This window comes from Sphingomonas sp. AP4-R1 (assembly GCF_013113735.1).
GTDB lineage: Bacteria > Pseudomonadota > Alphaproteobacteria > Sphingomonadales > Sphingomonadaceae > Sphingomonas_I.
On record NZ_CP053346.1, the window covers coordinates 3,861,210 to 3,881,696 of the forward strand.

General features: G+C 65.1%; 23 protein-coding genes. 14 read left to right on the plus strand and 9 right to left on the minus strand.

The features are described 5' to 3' along the window. The first annotated feature begins 120 nt into the window (after positions 1–120). Both HL653_RS17610 and HL653_RS17615 read left to right on the plus strand, forming a co-directional pair. Positions 121–786: a response regulator transcription factor gene (locus HL653_RS17610; RefSeq protein WP_171745669.1), complete on the plus strand. Its 666-nt coding sequence runs from the start codon at positions 121–123 to the stop codon at positions 784–786. Further along, positions 783–2,159 (plus strand): HAMP domain-containing sensor histidine kinase, encoded by a 1,377-nt coding sequence (locus HL653_RS17615; protein ID WP_171745670.1) that lies wholly within the window; start codon positions 783–785, stop codon positions 2,157–2,159. The genes HL653_RS17610 and HL653_RS17615 overlap by 4 nt, the downstream gene beginning before the upstream one ends. Positions 2,160–2,194: 35 nt before the next feature. On the opposite strand, the gene HL653_RS17620 is transcribed toward HL653_RS17615, so the two are convergent. The 5 genes from HL653_RS17620 to HL653_RS17640 form a co-directional block, all read right to left on the minus strand. Further along, positions 2,195–3,118 carry an NAD(P)/FAD-dependent oxidoreductase gene (locus HL653_RS17620; protein WP_253717007.1) on the minus strand — a complete coding sequence of 308 codons (924 nt, stop codon included), beginning with the start codon at positions 3,116–3,118 and terminating at the stop codon, positions 2,195–2,197. Between the two features lie 26 nt (positions 3,119–3,144). Next, positions 3,145–3,384, minus strand: coding sequence for a CsbD family protein (locus HL653_RS17625; RefSeq protein WP_171745671.1), 240 nt, complete (start codon positions 3,382–3,384; stop codon positions 3,145–3,147). 467 nt (positions 3,385–3,851) lie between these two features. Continuing rightward, positions 3,852–4,199, minus strand: coding sequence for a MarR family transcriptional regulator (locus HL653_RS17630; protein ID WP_171745672.1), 348 nt, complete (start codon positions 4,197–4,199; stop codon positions 3,852–3,854). Next, entirely contained in the window at positions 4,199–5,140 is a 942-nt protein-coding gene (locus HL653_RS17635) for a phytanoyl-CoA dioxygenase family protein (protein WP_171745673.1), read from the minus strand. The genes HL653_RS17630 and HL653_RS17635 overlap by 1 nt, the downstream gene beginning before the upstream one ends. Next, positions 5,137–5,763, minus strand: coding sequence for an acyl-homoserine-lactone synthase (locus tag HL653_RS17640; RefSeq protein WP_171745674.1), 627 nt, complete (start codon positions 5,761–5,763; stop codon positions 5,137–5,139). The genes HL653_RS17635 and HL653_RS17640 overlap by 4 nt, the downstream gene beginning before the upstream one ends. Before the next feature lie 226 nt (positions 5,764–5,989). On the opposite strand from HL653_RS17640, the gene HL653_RS17645 reads away from it, so the two are divergent. The 7 genes from HL653_RS17645 to HL653_RS17675 all read left to right on the plus strand — a co-directional run bounded on the left by HL653_RS17645 (position 5,990) and on the right by HL653_RS17675 (position 9,198). Next, positions 5,990–6,448 carry a hypothetical protein gene (locus tag HL653_RS17645; protein WP_171745675.1) on the plus strand — a complete coding sequence of 153 codons (459 nt, stop codon included), beginning with the start codon at positions 5,990–5,992 and terminating at the stop codon, positions 6,446–6,448. After that, positions 6,445–7,353 (plus strand): toprim domain-containing protein, encoded by a 909-nt coding sequence (locus HL653_RS17650; RefSeq protein ID WP_171745676.1) that lies wholly within the window; start codon positions 6,445–6,447, stop codon positions 7,351–7,353. The genes HL653_RS17645 and HL653_RS17650 overlap by 4 nt, the downstream gene beginning before the upstream one ends. A 54-nt stretch (positions 7,354–7,407) precedes the next feature. After that, a complete protein-coding gene (locus tag HL653_RS17655) occupies positions 7,408–7,557 on the plus strand; it encodes a DUF2256 domain-containing protein (protein WP_171745677.1) in 150 nt (49 codons plus the stop codon). 117 nt (positions 7,558–7,674) lie between these two features. Continuing rightward, a complete protein-coding gene (locus HL653_RS17660) occupies positions 7,675–8,073 on the plus strand; it encodes a thermonuclease family protein (RefSeq protein WP_171747075.1) in 399 nt (132 codons plus the stop codon). Next, positions 8,070–8,270, plus strand: coding sequence for a hypothetical protein (locus HL653_RS17665; protein WP_171745678.1), 201 nt, complete (start codon positions 8,070–8,072; stop codon positions 8,268–8,270). The genes HL653_RS17660 and HL653_RS17665 overlap by 4 nt, the downstream gene beginning before the upstream one ends. A gap of 107 nt (positions 8,271–8,377) precedes the next feature. Continuing rightward, positions 8,378–8,614 carry a hypothetical protein gene (locus HL653_RS17670; protein ID WP_171745679.1) on the plus strand — a complete coding sequence of 79 codons (237 nt, stop codon included), beginning with the start codon at positions 8,378–8,380 and terminating at the stop codon, positions 8,612–8,614. Next, entirely contained in the window at positions 8,614–9,198 is a 585-nt protein-coding gene (locus HL653_RS17675; protein WP_171745680.1) for an alpha-ketoglutarate-dependent dioxygenase AlkB, read from the plus strand. Before HL653_RS17670 ends, HL653_RS17675 begins: the two co-directional genes overlap by 1 nt. A gap of 8 nt (positions 9,199–9,206) precedes the next feature. Here the strand turns inward: HL653_RS17675 and HL653_RS17680 are convergent, their stop codons facing one another. From HL653_RS17680 to HL653_RS17690, 3 genes are all read right to left on the minus strand, one after another. Further along, positions 9,207–9,815 (minus strand): hypothetical protein, encoded by a 609-nt coding sequence (locus HL653_RS17680; protein WP_171745681.1) that lies wholly within the window; start codon positions 9,813–9,815, stop codon positions 9,207–9,209. Positions 9,816–10,126: 311 nt separating this feature from the next. Beyond that, positions 10,127–10,399 (minus strand): HU family DNA-binding protein, encoded by a 273-nt coding sequence (locus HL653_RS17685; protein WP_171745682.1) that lies wholly within the window; start codon positions 10,397–10,399, stop codon positions 10,127–10,129. A gap of 741 nt (positions 10,400–11,140) precedes the next feature. Further along, the gene (locus tag HL653_RS17690; protein WP_253717009.1) at positions 11,141–11,953 is read right to left on the minus strand and encodes a transglutaminase-like domain-containing protein; all 813 of its coding nucleotides are present in this window, start codon (positions 11,951–11,953) and stop codon (positions 11,141–11,143) included. Between the two features lie 227 nt (positions 11,954–12,180). Here HL653_RS17690 and HL653_RS17695 point away from each other — a divergent pair, with 227 nt between their 5' ends. From HL653_RS17695 to HL653_RS17710, 4 genes are read left to right on the plus strand one after another with little or no spacing between them, the layout of a single operon-like run. Next, positions 12,181–12,555 carry a hypothetical protein gene (locus tag HL653_RS17695; protein WP_171745683.1) on the plus strand — a complete coding sequence of 125 codons (375 nt, stop codon included), beginning with the start codon at positions 12,181–12,183 and terminating at the stop codon, positions 12,553–12,555. A 14-nt stretch (positions 12,556–12,569) separates the two neighbouring features. Next, positions 12,570–13,340: an ImuA family protein gene (locus tag HL653_RS17700; RefSeq protein WP_253717011.1), complete on the plus strand. Its 771-nt coding sequence runs from the start codon at positions 12,570–12,572 to the stop codon at positions 13,338–13,340. Then, positions 13,255–15,081 (plus strand): DNA polymerase Y family protein, encoded by a 1,827-nt coding sequence (locus HL653_RS17705; RefSeq protein WP_367613566.1) that lies wholly within the window; start codon positions 13,255–13,257, stop codon positions 15,079–15,081. The genes HL653_RS17700 and HL653_RS17705 overlap by 86 nt, the downstream gene beginning before the upstream one ends. Then, a complete protein-coding gene (locus tag HL653_RS17710) occupies positions 15,078–18,338 on the plus strand; it encodes an error-prone DNA polymerase (protein ID WP_171745684.1) in 3,261 nt (1,086 codons plus the stop codon). The genes HL653_RS17705 and HL653_RS17710 overlap by 4 nt, the downstream gene beginning before the upstream one ends. A 259-nt stretch (positions 18,339–18,597) precedes the next feature. On the opposite strand, the gene HL653_RS17715 is transcribed toward HL653_RS17710, so the two are convergent. Beyond that, on the minus strand, positions 18,598–19,086 hold the full coding sequence (locus HL653_RS17715) for a MucR family transcriptional regulator (RefSeq protein ID WP_171745685.1): 489 nt from the start codon (positions 19,084–19,086) through the stop codon (positions 18,598–18,600). Between the two features lie 200 nt (positions 19,087–19,286). Here HL653_RS17715 and HL653_RS17720 point away from each other — a divergent pair, with 200 nt between their 5' ends. Further along, entirely contained in the window at positions 19,287–20,486 is a 1,200-nt protein-coding gene (locus HL653_RS17720; protein ID WP_171745686.1) for a DUF932 domain-containing protein, read from the plus strand. Position 20,487 lies beyond the last annotated feature (1 nt).

The window sequence follows — 20,487 nt, forward strand, 5'->3', positions numbered from 1 at the left end:
GTGTGTCTCCTACGATGTTGATGGAGTTGTTCTAGGCGCCCGCGACCGACGCTGGCTGAACCCGGCGGTTCAGTTTCGGTTTGGGTTGGCGGGCTACCTCCGGGCCAGAAGGAAGCGCATGTGCGGATATTGCTCGTCGAGGATGATCCGGCCTTGGCCGACGGACTGGCCCGCGCGCTGCGTGCGGAAAATTTCGCGGTCGATGTCGCGGGCAATGGGGAGGACGGCGGCCACCTCGGTTCCACCGAACTCTACGATGCGGCGGTCCTTGATCTGGGCCTTCCCAAGCGGGATGGCGTTTCGGTGCTGCGCGACTGGCGGGCCGAAGGCCGCACGCTGCCAGTGTTGATCCTGACCGCACGCGACGCTTGGTCCGAAAAGGTCGCGGGCTTCAAGGCCGGTGCCGACGATTATATCACCAAGCCATTTCGGACCGAGGAAGTGGTCATGCGCCTGCGCGCGCTGGTCCGACGGGCGGCCGGTCATGCGGGCGCGCGCATCGAATGCGGCCCATTATCATTCGATGCCCAGCTCGGTCAGTTTGAACTCGACGGTCTGCCCTTGAGGCTGACGGCGTTCGAATGGCGTGTGCTGTCTGCATTGATGCTACGGAAGGAAGTGGTGATCGAGCGATCCGATCTCATCGAACGCGTCTATGAAGGTGACGCCGACGTCGACTCCAACTCGATCGAGGTGATCATCGGCCGGCTTCGTAAGAAGATCGGGGCCGATCGGATCGAAACGGTACGGGGACGCGGCTATCGGCTGACGGCCGGCGCCGCGTGAAATATGTGCCTCGCTCCTTGTTCGGGCGGTTGCTTGCCGTCGCCACGCTCACCACGATCGCAGCGCTGGCGTTCGCTGCCGTCTCGATCGGGCATGTCTTAGAGCGCTTCGTCACCCGCGGCCTCGACCAGCAGCTGGACACACAGGTCGCCATTCTTGCTCGCGCGATCGAGCCCGATGGCCGGCTGGACCGAAAGCGCACGATCAATCTCCCCATGTTCGAAGAGACCGGATCCGGGTGGGGCTGGCGCGTGGACGGCCCTGCCGGGCATTGGTCGCAGGGCGCAACCTTCGAACCGGAGCGGGAGCGCAGACATCATCCCTCTCAACCGGGAGTTGAGCATGGCCGCCAGCGCGATCGCGAACCGGTCCCCGGCGAGGGCCGGGACAACCACGGGCAACGGGTCCATTCTCGACAACTCAGTCTCTCAACCTCGGCGGGGCCGGTGCTGCTGACGGCCGCCGGCCCGCGCCGGGTTTCAGAGCAGCCGTTGCGCGAGGCTATGGAACCGCTCTTCGTCTCGCTGGGCCTACTGGGGTGCGCCTTGGCAGCGGCTACCCTCCTGCAGTTGCGGTTCGGGCTTCGTCCTCTGCACGCCTTGCGCCGCGACCTGGGCGCCGTGAGAGAGGGACGCATCAGGCGCATTCCAGGAGGTCAGCCGGTCGAGCTTGCCTCGTTGGCTGCTGAACTCAACGCGCTGATCGACCAGAACGAGGAAAGTCTGGCCCATGCACGCCGACATGTCTCCAATCTTGCACATGGTTTGAAGACGCCGCTCGCCGCGCTCGCCCTGAAGGTTTCGGAGCCGGGTCGGGATCCTGACGGCGCACTGGGCGAAATGGTCGCCCAGATCGACCGTCGGGTGCGCCATCATCTCGGTCGGGCGCGAGCGGCAGCACCAGGCGGGAGCCAGAGGCTTCGCAGCGGGCTTGTGACCGCGGTGTCAGACCTGCTCCTCGCATTGCGCCGCATCCATGCGGATAGACAAGTGACGGCGACGGTCCGCATCGATCCTGAGGTGGCCGTAGCGGTCGACCGCCACGATCTCGACGAGATGGTCGGCAACCTGCTCGACAACGCTTGGAGGCACGCAGCCTCAAGGATCGAACTGAACGCCGTCCGCGATGGCAGCATCGTTCGGATCATCGTCCAGGACGACGGGCCGGGTCTCTCGCTCGCTGCCATCGACGAGGCGCTGATGCCCGGCCGGCGGCTGGACGAGCGTGGTGACGGGCATGGATTCGGTCTCCCGATCGCCCAGGAACTGGCGGAACTGAATGGCGGTGGGCTCGAGCTGCAACGAGCCTCCGACTTGGGTGGGCTTTGCGTGACACTGTCGCTTCCCGCATCGGGTGGTGGCGCGGCGTCTTGATGCCTTGTGGCGCGGGTCCGGCAGCCACCTCGCTGCTACCGCGCAAGGTCCCGACGGGTCGCGAGATCATTCCGTATCGCAGTGGCCGCGACGGCCGCCTCACCCATCGCATGGCTGATCTGGTCGAGCCCTTTGGCGACATCACCCGCTGCGTACAGGCCGGCGACCGTCGTGCGCTGATGAGGGTCGATGACAAGGCAGCCATCCTCGGTGGCCTCCGCGCCAAGCGAGATGGCGAGCTCCGAGCGGATGACGGACCCCAAAGCGGGGTAGATGGTGTCGAAGGTGAGGAGACCGGACGGCGTTGATACGAGGATGGAGGCCTCGGCCAGTTCGAGCGGATCGCAGGGCCCATCGACCAGCACAACGCCGAGCTCGCCGAGGTGCCGGCGTTCCCCGATGCCAAGTGCATGGCCGGCATTCGGCGCAACCAACGTCACGTCCCGCGAATACATGCGAAGAAACACCGCTTCCTTGTACCCGTGCGTCTGTGTTCCGATCACACCGACCCTCCGGTCGGTGACCTCATACCCGTCACAGATCGGGCAATATCGGATCAGCCCGCGCTCGAGGGCTTCGTGGTGGAGGTCGTCGCGCATCCGGGGGCGGTTATTGACCACGCCCGTCGCGAGGAGGACGGATCTGGCCCGCACCTGTCCGTCGACCAGGCTCCCAACGAATGCCTCGCCGTCTCGCTCAAGTCTTTCCACCACCCCCGAATGGATCTGAACGCCGAACTCCGACGCTTGAAGGCGCATCCGCTGCAGCAATTCGGTCCCACGGACCCCTCCCGGATAACCGGGATGATTGCGCGTTCGCGGGATCAATGCGGCGCGGCTGTCGCCGGCATCGATGACCGCGACAGACAGGTGAAACCGGCTGAGATAGATTGCGGCCGTCAGGCCGGCGGGCCCGGCACCGACGATCAGCACATCGTGCATGGCCGATGACAGCGTCATTCCCGGTTCGGGGGGCGGTACAACTGCTATTTGCCGCGCAGCGTATTCAGAAGTGCGACACCCGCAACGACGCCGAGAGCGGCGGCCGCGAAGGGGCGTTTGCGGGCAAAATCGCGTGCCTTTCCGTAAGCTGTCTGGATCGTTCCGGAGAACTGATCCGCGACACCCGAAGCCTGAAGCTGCTCGTCGCCGAGCGCCTTGCCGGCAACCTCCTTGACCTGGCCGGTGAAATTCTTGTCGTGGCCGATGATCGTGTCGCTGTTCATGACGGGCTTCCTGCAAGACGGTTTCGAGCGACTTCAAACCGCGAGATGCAAGATTGTGCCTTCGAGCCGAGAAAGTTTCGCGTCCGACGACATAGCCGACCCACGTCACGGGCGGGCGTCCCGATCCCGCAGGTTGGCCATCCGGGATGCAGAAGGCGCCTGCGATCGGCCGAGGGGCGGGGCGCGTAAGTCGCCAGCGCGACCACCCAGAGCGATAGTTCAACGATCCGGCGTGATGGGCGGTCTCCACGCGATCCATGCAGCGAGTTGAGCGGTCCGAAACACCCGGCATGTTCATCACATCCAGGCCTTTGCAGATTGAGGCAGACTGACCAGCGACATCCCCTTTATCCCACGCCGCGCGACGAACAGGCAGGATAGACATGGTTCGAGACGCCGACCGGGTTCCTTAGGGGGGGCGAAGTGGCTTGCCGGACATGATCGAAAATGGGTCTGAAGCGCGACAGTCAGAGATCGGCAGCGCTGTCCAGCAGCTCGTCCATGATCGAATGAACGGCCGGCATCATGGTCACCGTCACTCTCCGTGCATCGGTGGTGTCCAGGGCGCGATGGAGCAGTCCCAGTTCGACCAACATGTTGATCTTGCGGTGGGCGCTGGAGACCGGGATATTGGCCGCGACGCACAGCGACCAGAGGTAGGTGGGACGTTGCTCGTGATGCGCGAGATACAGGTCCAGAAGCACGTCCCAAACTGGACATGGGCAGATATCAAACCCGACGTGCTGACCGACCAGGGCGCGTTCGGCGATAAGCGCCCGACAGGCGTCGACGCGACGGTCTGCAGGTTGATCCATCAGGTTTTCGCAGGCACCGCCGACCCGGGTCGTGCCGCAAGCGGCGTGCCCGGCTGAAGCGCGCCTTCCCGGTACAGCGCGATCAATCGCTCCTGCTCGGGGCGAAGCGCATCGATCGCGCCCAATTCATCGCCAGCTGGCTGCAACGTGGCGGACGGACATCGCCCCTCATAAGTCCCGAGATTAGGGCGGTGCGCTCGGTAGCCGGCCAGCGCAGCAAGGTCCGGGTGAAAGGTGCTTGCGACATGCGGCGGATAGGCGAGCCACGGCAGCTCGTAGGGTTTCAGCCATCCCAGGCTGTAGCTGACGATCATGCCTCTGCGCGACGTCTGGGTTCGATTGACCCCGCCACAATGTAGGGTCGAGCCCAGGAACAGGAGCGCATCGCCGGGATCCATCTCGACCGGGAGCGCCTCGTCATCCGACATGACGATCTCCTGCTGGCGCCGATGACTGCCGGGCCACACAATCGTCGTGCCATTTTCGGCACGATACGGCGTGAGCGGCCACATCACATTGATGAGATATTCGACGCCAGGGTGCTGAAGCGGCCACATGTCCTGATCACGATGCGGAGGCTGCGCCATCCCGCCCGGCAGCAATTCGATCGCCTGCGTCAGATTGAGCTGGATCGTGTCGCAATGCGGTCCGAGGATCGCGGTCACAGCCTCGAAGATCGCCTCCTGCAGCACGAACGCCGCCATGTGAGGGCTGCGCCGGAGCAGGCTGTGGAAACGCTTGGTGTTGCCGCCATAGAAGACTCCGGTCGATCGCGGTGTGGCAGCGAAGGTCGGTGCAAAGTCGCGGGACAGAGCCTGCACCAGGTCCTCGCGCACCGCGCTTCGGACAAGGCAGACGCCACGGTCGAGCAATTCGGACGCGATGGCGCCTCCGTCGACGTTCCTCGAGGGCGTGGGAAGGCGGGACGCGGCGGCGTTCATGCGGCCGCTCGTGCGGGCATGCCGGCGAGCGCGAGCGTGCACGCCTGGAATGTCCCCGCCTGCTGGAGCTGCCGAAGCGTCTCGGTCGTGATCTCGATCTGAAGCGCACCCGCCATGGCGCGTCCTATCCGGCGTGGCGTCCCGAGCGGCCGGCAATCCCATCCCAGCGCCAGGATCTGGCGAAGCCAACCGGACTCGGCGATGCAGGTGAAACTCCAGATGCCCCGCATCATCGCATAGCGTACGGCCGCCGTGGTCAACGCGTTGCGGACCTGGCGTCTCTCCGGCGCTCGCAGACGCGGCGAAAGGCAACCGCGGCTGATCTCCTGGATATGCGGCGACCGAGGCACGGGCTGGTCGCACAGTTCGGGGAAGATCGTGCCCAGGATATGATCGCTATCGGTCGGCAAAAGCCGGATCGAGCCCAGATGGCTGCCGCTGGCATCGCAGGCGACAAGATAGGTGGCGGCGCACGTGTCGAACTGGTCGATCTCGAACTGATCTGCGACCACCGGCACCTCCCACTTCAGTAGGTCCACGAAGATGCGTTTGCGATCGCGGTGCATGTCGTCGGTGAGCAGGTCGGAGCCCGGTGTGTGCGCGCCGTGATAGATGCGGATCATGATGAGCCTCCCATGGTCTGAGCCCGATCGTCGCCGGGCTCCCATCCGGACGCATCCCGCTACCTAGGGGGTTGCGACGCCAGAGCGGCCGGCCGCCCGAAGGGCTGCCCGTCTAGGCGAAGCCCGTCGGCAGGTCCGGCGAAGGGGAGGGGGGAGGAAATCTGGCGAGCAGAGGCAGAACGGCCATCGATCCAAGCGTCTGCGTTACCACCAGGAGAACAGAAAGATGTTCGGATCCTTCAGGCGCCGACGGGCGCCCCGTGCGCGCACAACCTGCGATGCGGCCCGCGAGACGGCGGCGAAGGGGGCCCGCCCTGGCCCACCGGCCGTCGCTGCCGCGCGGGAGTATTTCTGGGATCGCGACGCCATCTCGTTCGATCCGCTCGAGACCGTCTTTGTGCGGGATGGTGCAGGCGTGCGGGTGCGAGCATGGGTCCATATTCCGCCGGACCGACTGTCGCCGGCAGACCGGGTCAGCATCGATCTGAGCGCACGCGCTTTCGCCGACGAGCCGCTTCTGGCCCGCATCTTCTTCCTCAGCACGTCGTATGGCCTGTCGATCCGTGACATTGCGCCCCTGCTCGACATTGGGCCAGGCGCCGCCCGACGCCTGCTGGTTCGCGCCATCGCCTGTCTGGATGCCGCCCGTCTCGGGGACGTGGGGGACGCGGAACGACAAGAGTGACCATCAAGACGACTTTTCCCCCGGTAAGCCGGGATGAGCTTGCGGCCCGGGGGCAGAACCTCGTCCGCGCGCTGGGCGGTGCCTGGCATGTCGATCGGGGAATGTGTCGCTGCCCGGCCCATCTCGACCGGACACCGAGCCTGTCGGTTCGCGTGGGCGAGACGGCTTTGCTGTTCAAATGTTTTGCCGGGTGCGCGACCGGCGCTGTCTTGCGGTCGCTCGACCGGATCGACCCGCGGGCGCTCCGCGCGCGGGCGATCGTCCCACATCGGCCGGCAGGATCGCCTTGGTCTGAAGAACGCATTGCGACATTGTGGCGGGAGGCGTCCGCGATGTCCGGCACGCCGGCCGAGCGATATCTGGTCGCGCGCGGCATCGATCAGGAGTCGGTGGCGCTGCGCTACGCCGCCCGTGTGCCCGTAAGGCTGGACCGTGAACTTCACTTTCGGCCGGCAATGCTGGCCGCCGTTTGCGAGGGCTCTCGCATCGTGGCCCTTCAGCGAAGCTTCCTTGATCTCGGGCGAACCACGCTCGCGCGAGACCTTGCCCAGCCGCGGCGTATGTTGGGCAAGCCCGGCCAAGGTGCGGTCATGCTGGCGAGCGCGGGCCCCATATTAGGCTTGGCCGAAGGCATCGAAACCGCACTTTCGGCCATGCAACTCCTTGGCATTCCGGTCTGGGCGACGCTTGGCGCCGAACGGCTTGCAAGGATCCGCCTCCCGGCAAGGCTCGAGCGGCTCGTCCTGTTGCCGGACACCGATCCCGCGGGCGTGGCGGCGTGCCAGCGTGCGATCACCGCTTATGCCGGCCGAACTCCTAGCGTCGAGGTACGCATGCCGCCGCCGCCAGCAAAGGACTGGAACGACGCGCTGCCCACGTGGTCAACCGGCGCAGGTGGAGATTGAACGGCGCACATAGCGTCTCTGCCTCGAAATCGGCTCCGCTTCGTTTCCTGCTGCATGACCCATCACAAACTCACGCTTCCCAGCAAAGAATGCGTCGTCTGCCGACGCCCCTTTGCTTGGCGGAAGAAATGGTCACGCGACTGGGCGCAGGTGAAATTCTGCTCGGATCACTGCCGCGAAAGCGCGAAGCGAACCGGCGAATGAGCATGGCCCGGAGACCGGGCCTGCGCCTGCGGGCGCGCCTCTTCCGATTGCGGCCGATCGTGCCGGTTCTTGCGGAACGGCGATGCACGATGACGCAGCCTCGACTAGATCGTGCCGATGATCGGCTTGTTTTTCGTTGCTGCCACCACGCTTGAGGGACCGATCCGCGTTGTCGATGGGGATACGATCCGTGCCGGATCGGAACGCATCCGACTGCTCGGCATCGACGCCCCCGACGATCCCCATAACGGTCGCTGCCGGCCGGTGCCGAAGCCGCGCGCCATTTGCGACAAAGCACGCTCGAGCGAGGCGACGACGTCTCTTCGGGCGGCCATGACGCCGCGGCTCGAGATCGAGCGGGTCGGCCGCGATCGTTATGGTCGCACCCTCGCCATCGTCTGGTCCACGCGGGCGAATCTCAGTTGCTGGCAGCTCCGCCGCCGTCAGGCCGTCTATCATGCCGAATGGGATGATGGCCGGCGTGTCGCCCGCGCTTGCCCGGAGGTCGTGCGGTGATCTCCGATCGCGAGCTTTGGGCCTGCGCGGCAGAGATAGTGCGGCAATATGGCGCGCATGCGATCGATCATGCCTCAAGCCGCGCGGCCGACTTGGCGAGAGCCGGCGATGAAGGAGGCGTCAGGGCCTGGGTCTCGATCGCCGACCGGATCGGGCAGCTGACCGATCTGCCCGGCGAGGGAGACCGGCCGAACTGAAGAGCTGGCCTCTTGGGGCACCGGCGATTGCGTATTTTCGACTATCGTCCGTCTTGAATGTTCTGCAAATGTTCCCAGATGACGACATCCGTCTCCCGAGGTTTCATATGGACGCCATCATCGCCCCGCCAATACCGGCACCGAACCCCGATGCGCCCGAGGACCGGCGCGCGCGGGCCGCCGCCGCGTGGCAGGCCGCGTTCGATCCCGACCATCTGATCGATCAGCGGGCGATTGCGGGCGCGGCGGCGCAGGCCCCGCTCTCCGATCGGGACGGGTGTCCGCAATTTGACCCCGTCGCCTTCGCCGATCTGGTCACCTTCATCGCGGAAATGCCGTTCTGATGCTCGATCTCTTCGACGCGCCGGTCGTGCCGGGTATCACGTCGCGGGCGGATGTTGTGACATGCGCCGAGGAGCAAGCCCTGATCGCGGCGATCGATGGCCAGGCGCTCACGCCTTTCCGGTTCCAGGGCCATACCGGCAAGCGACTGACCCACAGCTTCGGCTGGAGTTATGATTTCGAGACCGCGCAACTGGGCCGCGCTGCGCCCATGCCGGCTTGGCTCGCCGAGTTGCGCGACCGAATGGCCGTCTTTGCCGAGCTGGCGCCGACCGAGCTCGTTCAGGCGCTGCTGATCCGCTATGATGTGGGAGCGGGGATCGGCTGGCACCGCGATCGACCGCTCTTCGAGCATGTGGTGGGATTGTCGCTCGGTGCACCGGCGACATTGCGGCTGAGGCGTCGCGTCGGCGATCGCTGGCTGAGGACGGCGCTGCCTCTTCCGGCACGAGGCGCCTACCATCTGTCCGGTGAAGCGCGGCACGCCTGGGAGCATAGTATCGTCGAGATGGCCGAGACACGGCATTCCATCACGTTCCGAACCTTGTCGGATAAGGGGCACAGGCTCGCTCGCTCGACCCTGTGAGAGGGGTATCATCCCTGGTCGTCGATCCAATGCTGGAGTGCGTCGGTATGGGCTTCGCGCGCCTTGCGTACGCGTAATTCGGCCGTCTTTCTATCGCGTTGATGGCGAGTATTAAGATCCCGTCTCGTGCGTTCAAGCGCCTGCTCGCGCTCGCGCAACGCAGCCTCCTCCTGCGCTTGCGCGGCGACCAATGCCTCCAGACCTTGCTCGGCGCGGTCCAGCGCGGCGCGCGATGGACGTGGCTTGGACCGGGGCCGCGGCTTGGACTTCGGCGTCTTCTTTGACGATGCGCGGGCTTCCTCCCCCTGCGATCCGCCCCGTTTCGCCTTTCGATCGGAAGATCTGCGCCCGGGCCGCTTGGGACTGGGCGCGGCGGCGGGAAGGGCGGCCAACTGCTCCTCCGCAGATCCGCGCAGACGTTTGATCACCTGGCCGGGAGACGCGAGTGGTTCTGCGGTCAGCGCGTCGTCCGTGACCAATTCCGCGATCCCGCGCGCGAAAAGGTCCGCGTCGCTGCCCCAGGCCTCGAGCGCCGCTCTGCGGCTCGACGCCGCGACATAAGCATCGTGAAAGCCGATCGGAGTCCGGAAGACCTTGAGCTTGCGCTTTGCCGCCATGGCAACGTCTTAGCGTGCTGCGGTGCGGACGCCATGGACAAGCGATCAAGCTGCCGCAGCTTTCCCGGAATAAGGCCGTACCGCAAGCGACTGGTCGTCGCTGCCGTCTGGCGAAACCCCGCGAAAGTCCCGGTCATCCTCGACGCGATAGCAAGCCGCCCGATCATGGTTCGGCCAGAAAGCCAGCGTCTCTTGCCGGTGCCGGCCACAGAGCCGATCGGACAGATGCCATGACGCGGCGGCTGCATATATCGCTTTCTGGGAGCGTTGCATCCAGCCACGCCATGCGCGGCTTGTTCAGCGAAGCCTGGTCAACTGACGAGTTCCTTGAGCACTTTGCCGGGCCTGAATTTGGCCCGGGCCACTGAGCCGATGCTGATCGGCGCTCCAGTCCTCGGATCCCGGCCCGCAGAAGGTTTGCGATGGGAGATTGAGAACGCTCCGAAACCCACGAGACGAACCTCTTCTCCTTTCGCAATCGTCTCGGCGATCTTGCCAAGAAAGGTTTCTACAATTTCCGCAGTTTCCTGGCGATTTATCCCGGTCCCTGAAGAAATTTCCGCAATAAGCTGATGCTTGTTCATACACGAACTCCACAAATGCAGGCCATTTCACCGATCGCAACCGCGATCCTGGATACTAACATTGCGCGAGTTTGTCTGGCTGCTTCAAGATTGAAACAATCTATAGGGTGCCTGTCAGGCGTATGCGGTTTCTGAGCTCAACCGCTTGCTGGTTCAGCCACGAGGGCCAAGATCGGGGCAAGACCGACAAGGCAGGATCGAGGCGACGATCAGCGCATACGGCGCGACGGCAAGGCGTTGTGGTGCCCTGCCGATTGCCCTGGCAACACCGCCGGGCTGGGATACGCTCTGTTTGGATGCGTGTCGGGCAGCAGCGTGCAGCGACTGCGCCGGATATGCGAAGGGCCGCCCCTCGCAGGACGGCCCCTCCATTGTCTACCGAACGCGGTCAGTTCAGGCGAGCCGCGGCCCCGCGGTGGAGGCCATGCTCAGACGTTCTGCCGTGGACGGCATATGACAATGAGACATTCGACCACCTCCTTTCCGTTGTTGACGATGAACAGGATGTGGGAGGCGTCGTCTGTCTTTCAAGCAGGCTAAACCTCTAAATTTCCAGCGGGACTTCGACAGAGACGGTGGGCTGGTCGTCGCCCCTGTCGGTCAGGCCGGGACAAGGACCAGGATCAGCGGCATCTACCCCGCCTCGCGCCGATCCGCGTGGGCGGCAGAAGAGACGAGGTCTCCCGAGTTGCAAACATGACCGGGCGAAATGAGCATCGGCGTCACGCGCCACGCTCGACGTCAGGACGCGACAAGCGCCTCCAGTGTCGCCGAGACGGTTGCGCGCAGAGCTGGCTGCCGCGTCACTTCGAGCATGGAGGCGAGGCTGCGGCGCGCTCCCGCGACGTCATGATCGACAAGCTCGAGCCTCGCCCGCTGCCACCATGCCTGCCCATATTCCGGTGCGAAGACATTGATCCTCCGATAAAGGTCCAACGCCCGACTGCCCATGCCGGCCTCTTCCGCCCGCGTGGCCTGATTGAGGATCAGTCGCGCCAGGATCGCCCTGTTGGGCATCGCCGCGACCTCCACGACATCGGACTTGGGGGGTGTCGAAGACGCCGAGACCAGAGTGAAAAGCTGGTCCGGTTCAACGAGCACGCCGCCGCGAAACGGGTCGATCACGACCGAGTCATCCGAATCCCCGACCAGTACCAGCACATGCCCCGGCACATCCAGCATGCTGGCTATCCACCCCAGGCGCCGCGCTGCGGCAACGTACAGGATCGACAGGCTGACAGGCAGGCCTCGGCGCCGGTCGATCACCCGGATCAGATCGGCATTGGCCGGATCGTCATATGTATCACGATCGCCGACCAGATCGAACTCGCCATTCAGCACAAGCGAGAGTGCGTCGGCGCGATCATGGGCCGTCACCGCATCGGGCGCCACCGCGCGCAATCGCAGCGCGATCTCGCCTATGAAAGCCTGATAGGGCTCGAGGTCCGTTTCCGGATGATCGAGCGCAGCGAGCGCCAACGCGGCTTCATCGAGGATGATGGTCTCTTCATCGACGAGACCAAGTCGCATCAGATTGTCGTCCATCGCGATCATATAAGGGCTCAGTGCGCGATCGCAATTTCGCCCGCCGAGCGATCGCCATTCTTATGGTCCGGCCACCAACATCTGTGCTTCATCGCCGGGAAAAGGGCTCGGATCGCCAATCGTCGCGATCGCCAATCTGGCGAAGGCGTCACAAATCTGTACGTGCTTCTGGGGACAGTCCGTGGATAACACCCAATCGGGCTTGAGCGATGTTCTCTCTATGTTCATTACGAGCCATGGTCGATTCGTCCCATGATGCGGAGGAGGGCGCTGAGCATTCCGACCGGCTTGGACGGGCCTTTCAGATGCGCGTCGACATTGCGGTTGCCCTGGCGCTCGTGCCGAGCCGGCTGCGTCGCAGCCTCGGCGACCGCAACGCGGCCAAGGCCCAGGCTGCACGCGCAGAGATCGTCGAACGGATCGCAGCGGCCATCGAGCGCCGCTTTCGCATATCCTGGATCGGGAGCAACGATGGGACAGCCAATGCCCGCGCGCTGGATCGTGCGGCACCATTGTTCGGCGGACCACAGCCAGGCGATGCGGCCGAACCGAGCCAGCAGCAACGATTGACTTCGCCGGCCTCTGTGATGGAACATAAAGAGAACATTTGAGTCGTAAGGCGTCCATGTTGAATCTATCATCTTCGCGGTCGAACCGTATTCAGGCGCTGCGGGCCGAGGTGCAGGCACTCGTTCCCGGCGGAAGGCCTGGTGCCGCCAGACTGGGCTTCGCCGTCGATGCGATAGATTGTCGGCTGGCGGGCGGCGGGCTCGCCCGTGCCGCTTTGCATGAGGTGGCCGGCGCATCGCCGGCTTATGGCGACGACGCCGCAGCAAGCCTGTTTGTCGCCGGGATCGCCGCGCGATCCTCACAGGCGGCATCGGTTCTGTGGGTGATGGCACGGACCGACCTGTTCGCACCGGGACTCTCGCAGGCCGGGCTCAAGCCGGATCGCCTGATGCAGGTCGAGGCACGCACCGACCAGGAGACGCTCGCCGTCGTCGAGGAGGGACTGCGCCATGGTGCTTTGTCCGCAGTCATCGGCGAAGTTGGCGCGATCGGACTCACCGCGACCCGCAGGCTTCAGCTGGCGGCGGAAGAAGGGGGCACGATGGCGCTCCTGCTCCGCCGCTGGCGACGTACCGGGCGGGACCCCATCGTCGAACCCTCCGCCGCCGTCACACGGTGGCGGATCGGGTGCGCGCCCTCGACCCCGCTTCCCGTCGCCGGCGTCGGCCGACCGCAATGGCATGTCGGACTGGTTCGCCAGCGAGGCGGGGATCCCAATTTCTGGATCATGGAGGGGTGCGATGCGCAGGGTTGCCTCGCTCTTCCTGCCGAGTCTCGCGACCGATCGGCTTCGGCGGATCGACGCGGGAAACGGCAGGCCGCCTGATCGCGGAATTGCTCCATTTCTCGATCCCGGGCTGTCGCCTGGCCCGGATGACGCATTTGCCTGCTCCTGTCCGCGTGGCGCCGGCTGGCGGCCCGGCGCGCGCTGGGCCCAGACCGACGGCGCCGGCGCCGCCATGCGCTCGCGTGAAGAGGCGATCGAGAGCCTGCCTGTCCATCAGCGCCCGAGCCCACGCGAACTCGGACGGCGGTCCGAGCCGGCCGATCATCCCTTCAAGGCGATGCGGACCGACGACGGCGGTCGTGCCTCCCTGCGTTCGCGGATCAGCACCGCTGCAGGAACGCTCCGCCCGCTGGTGACGGCCATCCAGGATCGCCAGAAGGTCGTCATTGCCGCGGCCGATGCGGGTGCGCTCGCTCAGGGCCTGGTGCCCGGCATGGCGCTGACCCAGGCGCGAGCGCTCGTGCCCGATCTCGACGTGCGCGATGCCGCGCCCGCTGCCGACCGCGCTCTGCTGGATCGCCTGGCGATGCTGGCCATGCGCCGATGGACACCGACCGCGATGCTCGACGAGGATCATGGCCTATTGCTGGACCTGACCGGCGTCAGCCACCTCCATGGCGGCGAGGAGCGCATGGGCAGGCGGCTTCTCCATGTCTGTGCGCGCCTCGGGCTTGAGGCGCGGCTGGCCATCGCCGGTTCGATCGGCGCCGCCCACGCTTTGGCTCGCCATGGCGCACGCGCGCTCATCCTGTGCGAACCATGTGGCGAGCCGACTGCGATTGCCGCACTGCCGATCGCAGCGCTCCGCTTGGATGCCCGCCAGCGCGATGCGGCCCGCCGGCTCGGGCTCGATCGCGTCGGGGACATCCTCGCCATGCCGCGCGCTCCCTTGGCCAAAAGGTTTGGCGCCTCCTTTCTGGACCGGCTCGACCAGGCAATCGGGCGGGTGCCCGAGCCGTTCGACGCGATCACGCCGTTCGTCGTCCCTCGGGTTGAGATGCGCTTCCCCGAGCCGATCGCCGCGGCGGGATCGGTGGCCGCCGCCATGGCCGAGCTCGTCGGACGACTGTCGACGCAGCTGCGCGATCGGGGGCTCGGTGTCCGGGTCCTCCGTCTTTCCTGCGACCGGGTGGACCGGGTTGACCAGATCATCACGGTCGGGCTGGCGCGGGCAACGCGAGACGTGCGCCATATGCTGCGATTGCTCGAAATGCGGATCGAGACGATCGATCCCGGCTTCGGCATCGACGCGATGCAACTGACGGCAGTGCGCAGCGAGCCGGTCGCGCCCGCTCATGTCGACGGGGATCTCAGCGGCGAGGAGGTCGTGCCGGACGTTGCGACCCTGGTCGATCAGATCACGGCGCGGCTGGGGCGGCGCGCCATCTTCCGCTCCGGTGCGATCGAAAGTCATGTGCCCGAACGGTCGGTGCGCCTGCTGGCCCCGACCGAATCCCCCGTCGACTGGCCAATGCGCTGGCCGCGGCCCGTCCGGATTCTCCGGCGACCCGAGCAACTCGACGGCGTGATCGCGTTGCTGCCAGACCAGCCCCCGCGGCGCTTTTCCTGGCGGGGCGACGCGCATGTCGTGGTGTGCGCCGACGGGCCCGAGCGCATCGTCGGGGAATGGTGGAAGCGCACGCGCGAAGCGTATTCGGTTCGCGACTATTTCCGGCTCGAGGACGTGAACGGCCAGCGTTTCTGGGTCTTCCGGCGCGGCGACGGGCAGAACCCGCTCACCGGCGACCTGTCCTGGCACATGCATGGGTTTTTCGGATGAGCGGCTATGCCGAGCTTCAGGTCACGACCCATTTCTCGTTCCTGCGCGGTGCGTCCTCTTGCGAGGAATTGTTCGCGGCCGCCGCCATGCTAGACGTGCCCGCCTTGGGGGTCGTCGATCGCAATTCGGTCGCGGGCATGGTACGCGCCTGGGAGGCGTCGAAAGCCACGGGCGTTCGTCTGGTTCCAGGCTGCCGGCTCGATCTGGCCTGTGGAACAAGCTTGCTCGTTTATCCGACCGATCGGCCGGCCTGGTCGCGGCTGACGCGATTGCTCACGGTCGGCAAGGCACGCGCCGGCAAGGGGGCATGCGCGCTGCAGTGGGACGATGTCGCCGCCTGGAGCGACGGCCTGATAGCGATCCTCGTGCCCGATATGCCCGATGTCGTGACGGCCGCGGCTCTGGTGCGCATGCGGGATATCTTCGCAGATCGCGCTTATCTCGCACTGACATGGCGGCGTCGTGCCGACGATGCGCTGCGCATCCATCATCTATCGGTCCAGGCGGAGCAGGTCGGTATGCGTTGCGTCGCGACACGCGATGTCCTGTATCATTCGCCCGAGCGACGCCTGCTCCAGGATGTGGTGACCGCGATCCGCGAGAAGAGCACGATCGATGCGCTCGGCTTTCGGCGCGAGTCCTGTTCGGACCGGCATCTGACTTCGCGCAGCGAGATGGAACGCCTGTTCGCAGACTATCCCGATGCCCTGGCCGCCAGCGGCGACATCGTCGCCGCCTGCCACTTCGACCTCGGACAATTGCGCTATCAATATCCGCAAGAGGTGCGTCCGGGATCAAGCCCGCAGCAGACGCTCGAGGAGCTGACGGCGTCTGCCTGCGAGCGCATGTTTCCCGGTGGCGTGCCGACCGCCTACGCCGCCCAGATCGCCCATGAGCTGCGCCTGATCGACAGTCTGGCGTACGCTCCTTACTTCCTGACCGTGAACAGCATCGTCGCCGAGGCGCGACGACGCGGCATCCTCTGTCAGGGACGCGGGTCGGCCGCCAATAGCTGCGTGTGCTTCGTCCTCGGCATCACCTCGATCGACCCGATCCGGCATGAACTGCTGTTCGAGCGCTTTGTCTCGGGCGAGCGCAAGGAGCCGCCCGACATCGATGTCGATTTCGAACATGAGCGGCGCGAGGAAGTGATCCAGTGGATCTACGAGACCTATGGGCGCGATCATTCCGCATTGACCGCGGTCGTGACCCGCTATCGCGCCCGCGGCGCGGTCCGCGAGGTGGGCAAGGCGCTCGGGCTGCCCGAAGACATGACCGGATCGCTCGCCGGCCTCGTCTGGGGCTGGAGCGAGGAAGGGGTCGGGGAGAAAGAGGTCGCCCAACTCAATCTCGACATGTCGAACGAGCGCCTCCAACTGACCCTCGATCTCGCGCGGCAGTTGATCGGCACGCCCCGACATCTGTCCCAGCATCCCGGTGGCTTCGTGCTGACGAGCGATCGTCTCGACGAACTCGTGCCGATCGAACCCGCCGCCATGGAAGACCGCCAGGTGATCGAATGGGACAAGGACGATATCGATGCGTTGAGTTTCATGAAGGTCGATGTGCTCGGGCTCGGCATGCTCGGCTGCATGCGCCGGGCCTTCGCGATGCTGGCGGCCGACAAGGGCGTTCATCTCGAAATGGCCTCGCCCGAATTGCAGGTCGATGATCCAGCGACCTTCGCGATGATCCAGAAGGCGGACACGCTGGGGACCTTCCAGATCGAGAGCCGCGCCCAGATGTCGATGCTGCCGCGGATGAAGCCGACCAAATTCTACGACCTTGTGATCGAGGTCGCGATCGTGCGTCCCGGCCCCATCCAAGGCGACATGGTCCACCCTTATCTGCGCCGACGGGAGGGCAAGGAGACGGCGGACTATCCAAAGCCCGAACTGCGCGCCGTGCTCGAAAAGACGTTAGGCGTACCGCTCTTCCAGGAGCAGGCCATGAAGGTCGCGATCGTCGGTGCCGGCTTCACCGCTGCCGAGGCCGACCAGCTGCGGCGCGCGATGGCGACCTTCAAATTCACAGGCGGCGTCAGCCATTTCTACGACAAGCTCGTCGAGGGCATGGTGGCACGCGGCTACCCCCGCGATTTCGCCGAACGCACTTTCAAGCAAATCGAAGGCTTCGGTTCCTATGGTTTCCCCGAAAGCCACGCCGCCAGCTTTGCCAAGATCGCTTATGCGAGCGCTTATGTGAAGTGCCATTATCCAGACGTCTTCTGCGCGGCGCTTTTGAATTCCCAGCCCATGGGCTTTTACGCACCCGCCCAGATCGTGCGCGATGCCCAGGCCCATGGGGTTGAGGTCAGGCCGCCGTGCATCAACGCGTCTCGCTGGGATTGTACGCTGGAGCGGACCGGCAAGCGTTTCCTCGCGGTCCGCCTCGGCCTGCGCATGGCGCGCGGCCTGTCCAACGTGCATGTCGCCGCCATCGTCGGCGCGCGCGGAGATCGTCCTTATACCGATATCGACGAGGTCTGGCGCCGCTCCGGCGTCCCTCCCGCTGCAATAGAGAAGCTCGCCGATGCCGACGCCTTTCACGGGCTCGCTCATGACCGGCGCCAGGCTCTGTGGAAGGTGAGGGGGCTGGGCGAGGCGCCACTGCCTTTGTTTGCCGCCGCGGACGCGCGCGCCAAGGCCTGGTCGGCAGAGGCCATCGAAGACGCGGTCAACCTCCGTCCGCTGACCGAGGGCCGTGAGGTCGTCGAGGATTATCGGACGATCCAATTGTCGCTTCGCCGCCATCCACTCGCCTTTCTGCGCGACGATCTGCGACGACGCGGCGTCGCCAGCGCCGCCGATCTTGAGCACATCCGGGACGGCCGGCGGGTCGAGGTGGCCGGGATCATTCTCGTTCGCCAAAAGCCGGGTTCGGCCAAGGGCGTCCTGTTCATCACGATCGAGGACGAGACCGGAACGGCGCAGGGAATCCTCTGGCCGGATCGCTTCGAAGCGCAACGGCGGACTGTTCTGTCGTCGGCCATGATCGGCATGCGCGGCATCGTGCAGAAAGAAGGGATCGTCACCCACGTCATCATCGAAAAGATCGTCGATTACACCCCGCTCCTGCGCTCGATCGGGGTCATGGCCTTCCTACACCGGCCAAGCCCGGGAGATGGTGCAACCGGCGGCGGGGGTCCCGATCCACGCGATCCGACGTGGCCGCGACCGCACGAAGGCTATTACAAACCTTTTGCCGAGGGCGCAGATCCGGAAACGATCAGCGTCAAGACAAGGGATTTCCGCTAGGACCGCCCTCTCACATACGGGTCGGCCGCACGGCCGGGACATCAGGCGGCCGATGTCGCGCTCGCCTTTCTGCCCCGGGCGTGGCCCGGTCGGTCGCGACCATCCTTCGTTTGAAAGGGCGCCGGTCGGAAAGACCGGGCGACGCCCGGAGGACGAATGCTCGCTATGCTGCGGCCGTCCTGCCAACCGGGCTGCCCAGCAACAGCAGCCCGCCCGATTTCATTTGCCTATCAATATGCCTGAAGCAGGATTGCCGAACTCAACCGCCCAGATGCTGCTTGGCCGCGCCGAGTGCGTCGGTCACCGGTTTTTGCGTGCGGCTGCGCTTGACCGGCTCTTTCGCACTCTCCGGTTTGCGGCCGAGGCCGATCTTAAGAGCGAGCGATCGCCGCTTCTCGGCATAGTCTGCCGCCACCATCGGATAATCGCGCGGCAGGTTGAACGTCTCCCGATAACTTTCCGGCGTATGGCCGTGCAGGCCGAGATGGCGTCGCAGCATCTTGTAGGGCTTGCCGTCGATCATACTGATCAGATGGCCGGGCTTTACGGACGCACGCACGGAAACGGCGCCTTTGGGCTTTTGGGAATTCTCGACCTCGGGCGTTTGCCCCAGGCCGGCCAACGCCTCGTATACTGCTCCGATCAGTTTCGGGACCTCGGCTATGTGAACCGAATTGTTTGTAACATGCGCCGCCACGATGTCGGCGGTCAATGTAATCAGATCGAAATCATGATCGGCCTCAGCCATGCGATACTCCTGCGTCGAGGAAACGTTCTGGATCACCCCGACTGTCAACGAGCCTCTACACCCTTGGTTTCGGGACGTCTCTATCATATTTCGGTCATGTGATTTCGGAGGCTACTGGAGGGGGGAGGGAGTCAGTGGGTGGCTGCGAGAGTGGCTTGCAGTCTCCTTTTGCTTCCTGGAGGTCCGTCATGACCCAATCCATGTCCGACGCCGCGTTCGCACAGGGCGCCGCCCCCCGCGGACAGGCGCCCTACAAAGTCGATATCAGCCGTGGACGAAACGTCAGTCGTGTCTCGTCGGAATGGTTCTCGCGCCCGGACGACGAACGCTTTCTCTCGTTGACCGACCTCTACGCTCGCGTCCGCGATCGCGCCGAGACGGCCACGACCCGCGTGCTCGAAAGCAAGTTGCTACGGGTCCAAGCGCGCGCCGACCAGCCGGAGCGGCTTGCCCTCTTTGCGCCGGACAGCGACGCGCCGGTCGCACCGACCCATTGGTCGTTCGGCCAGTTGTGCAGCCTCGTCGGAGCGCCGGGATCCTATTTGCGCGCCTTGCCGGCGGCGCTGGCCGGCATCAACCTGCAACACGGGCTGATCGGACACCGCGGCGAACAGATGAAGTTGCTCGAAGCGCAGGACGGGCGCAGCGAATTGCGGGCTGTGACCGGTCCCGACTATGGGCGGATCTGGGACCATGAACTCGTCGCCGCCGTCATGCGGATTGCCGGTGACGGAATTGGCGACACCAGGTGGAAGGTGCCGGGCGTGCTCGACTGGAGCACCATGCACCATAATCCTCATGTCGATGTCTCGACCGACACGACGACACTCTATGCATCCGATCGTGATGTCTTCCTCTTTCTCGTCGACGACACGCATCCGATCGAAGCCGGAAAACTTCCGAACGGCGATCCCGACCTGTTCTTTCGCGGCTTCTATTGCTGGAATTCGGAAGTCGGTTCGAAGGCACTCGGCATCGCGACCTTCTATCTGAGGGCCGTCTGCATGAACCGCAACCTGTGGGGGGTCGAACAGTTCGAAGAGATCAACATTCGCCATTCCAAATTCGCGAGCCATCGTTTCTCCCATCAGGCAGAGCCGGCACTGGCGCGATTTGCGGATTCGTCGCCCGCCCGGTTCGTGGATGGCGTGAAGACGGCGCGCGCGCGCATTGTCGCCCGCACGGATGACGATCGTTCGAGCTTTTTGCGGGATCGCGGTTTCTCCAAGCCCGACACGTCCAAGGTGATCGCGACCGTCCTCGCTGAGGAAGGCCATCCACCCGCTTCGCTCTATGATTTCGTGCAGGGCATCACCGCCCTCGCACGTGCCAAGCCGCATCAGGATGATCGGCTGGAAATGGAGGGCAGGGCGCGCAAGCTGCTCGAGACCGCGCATTGAC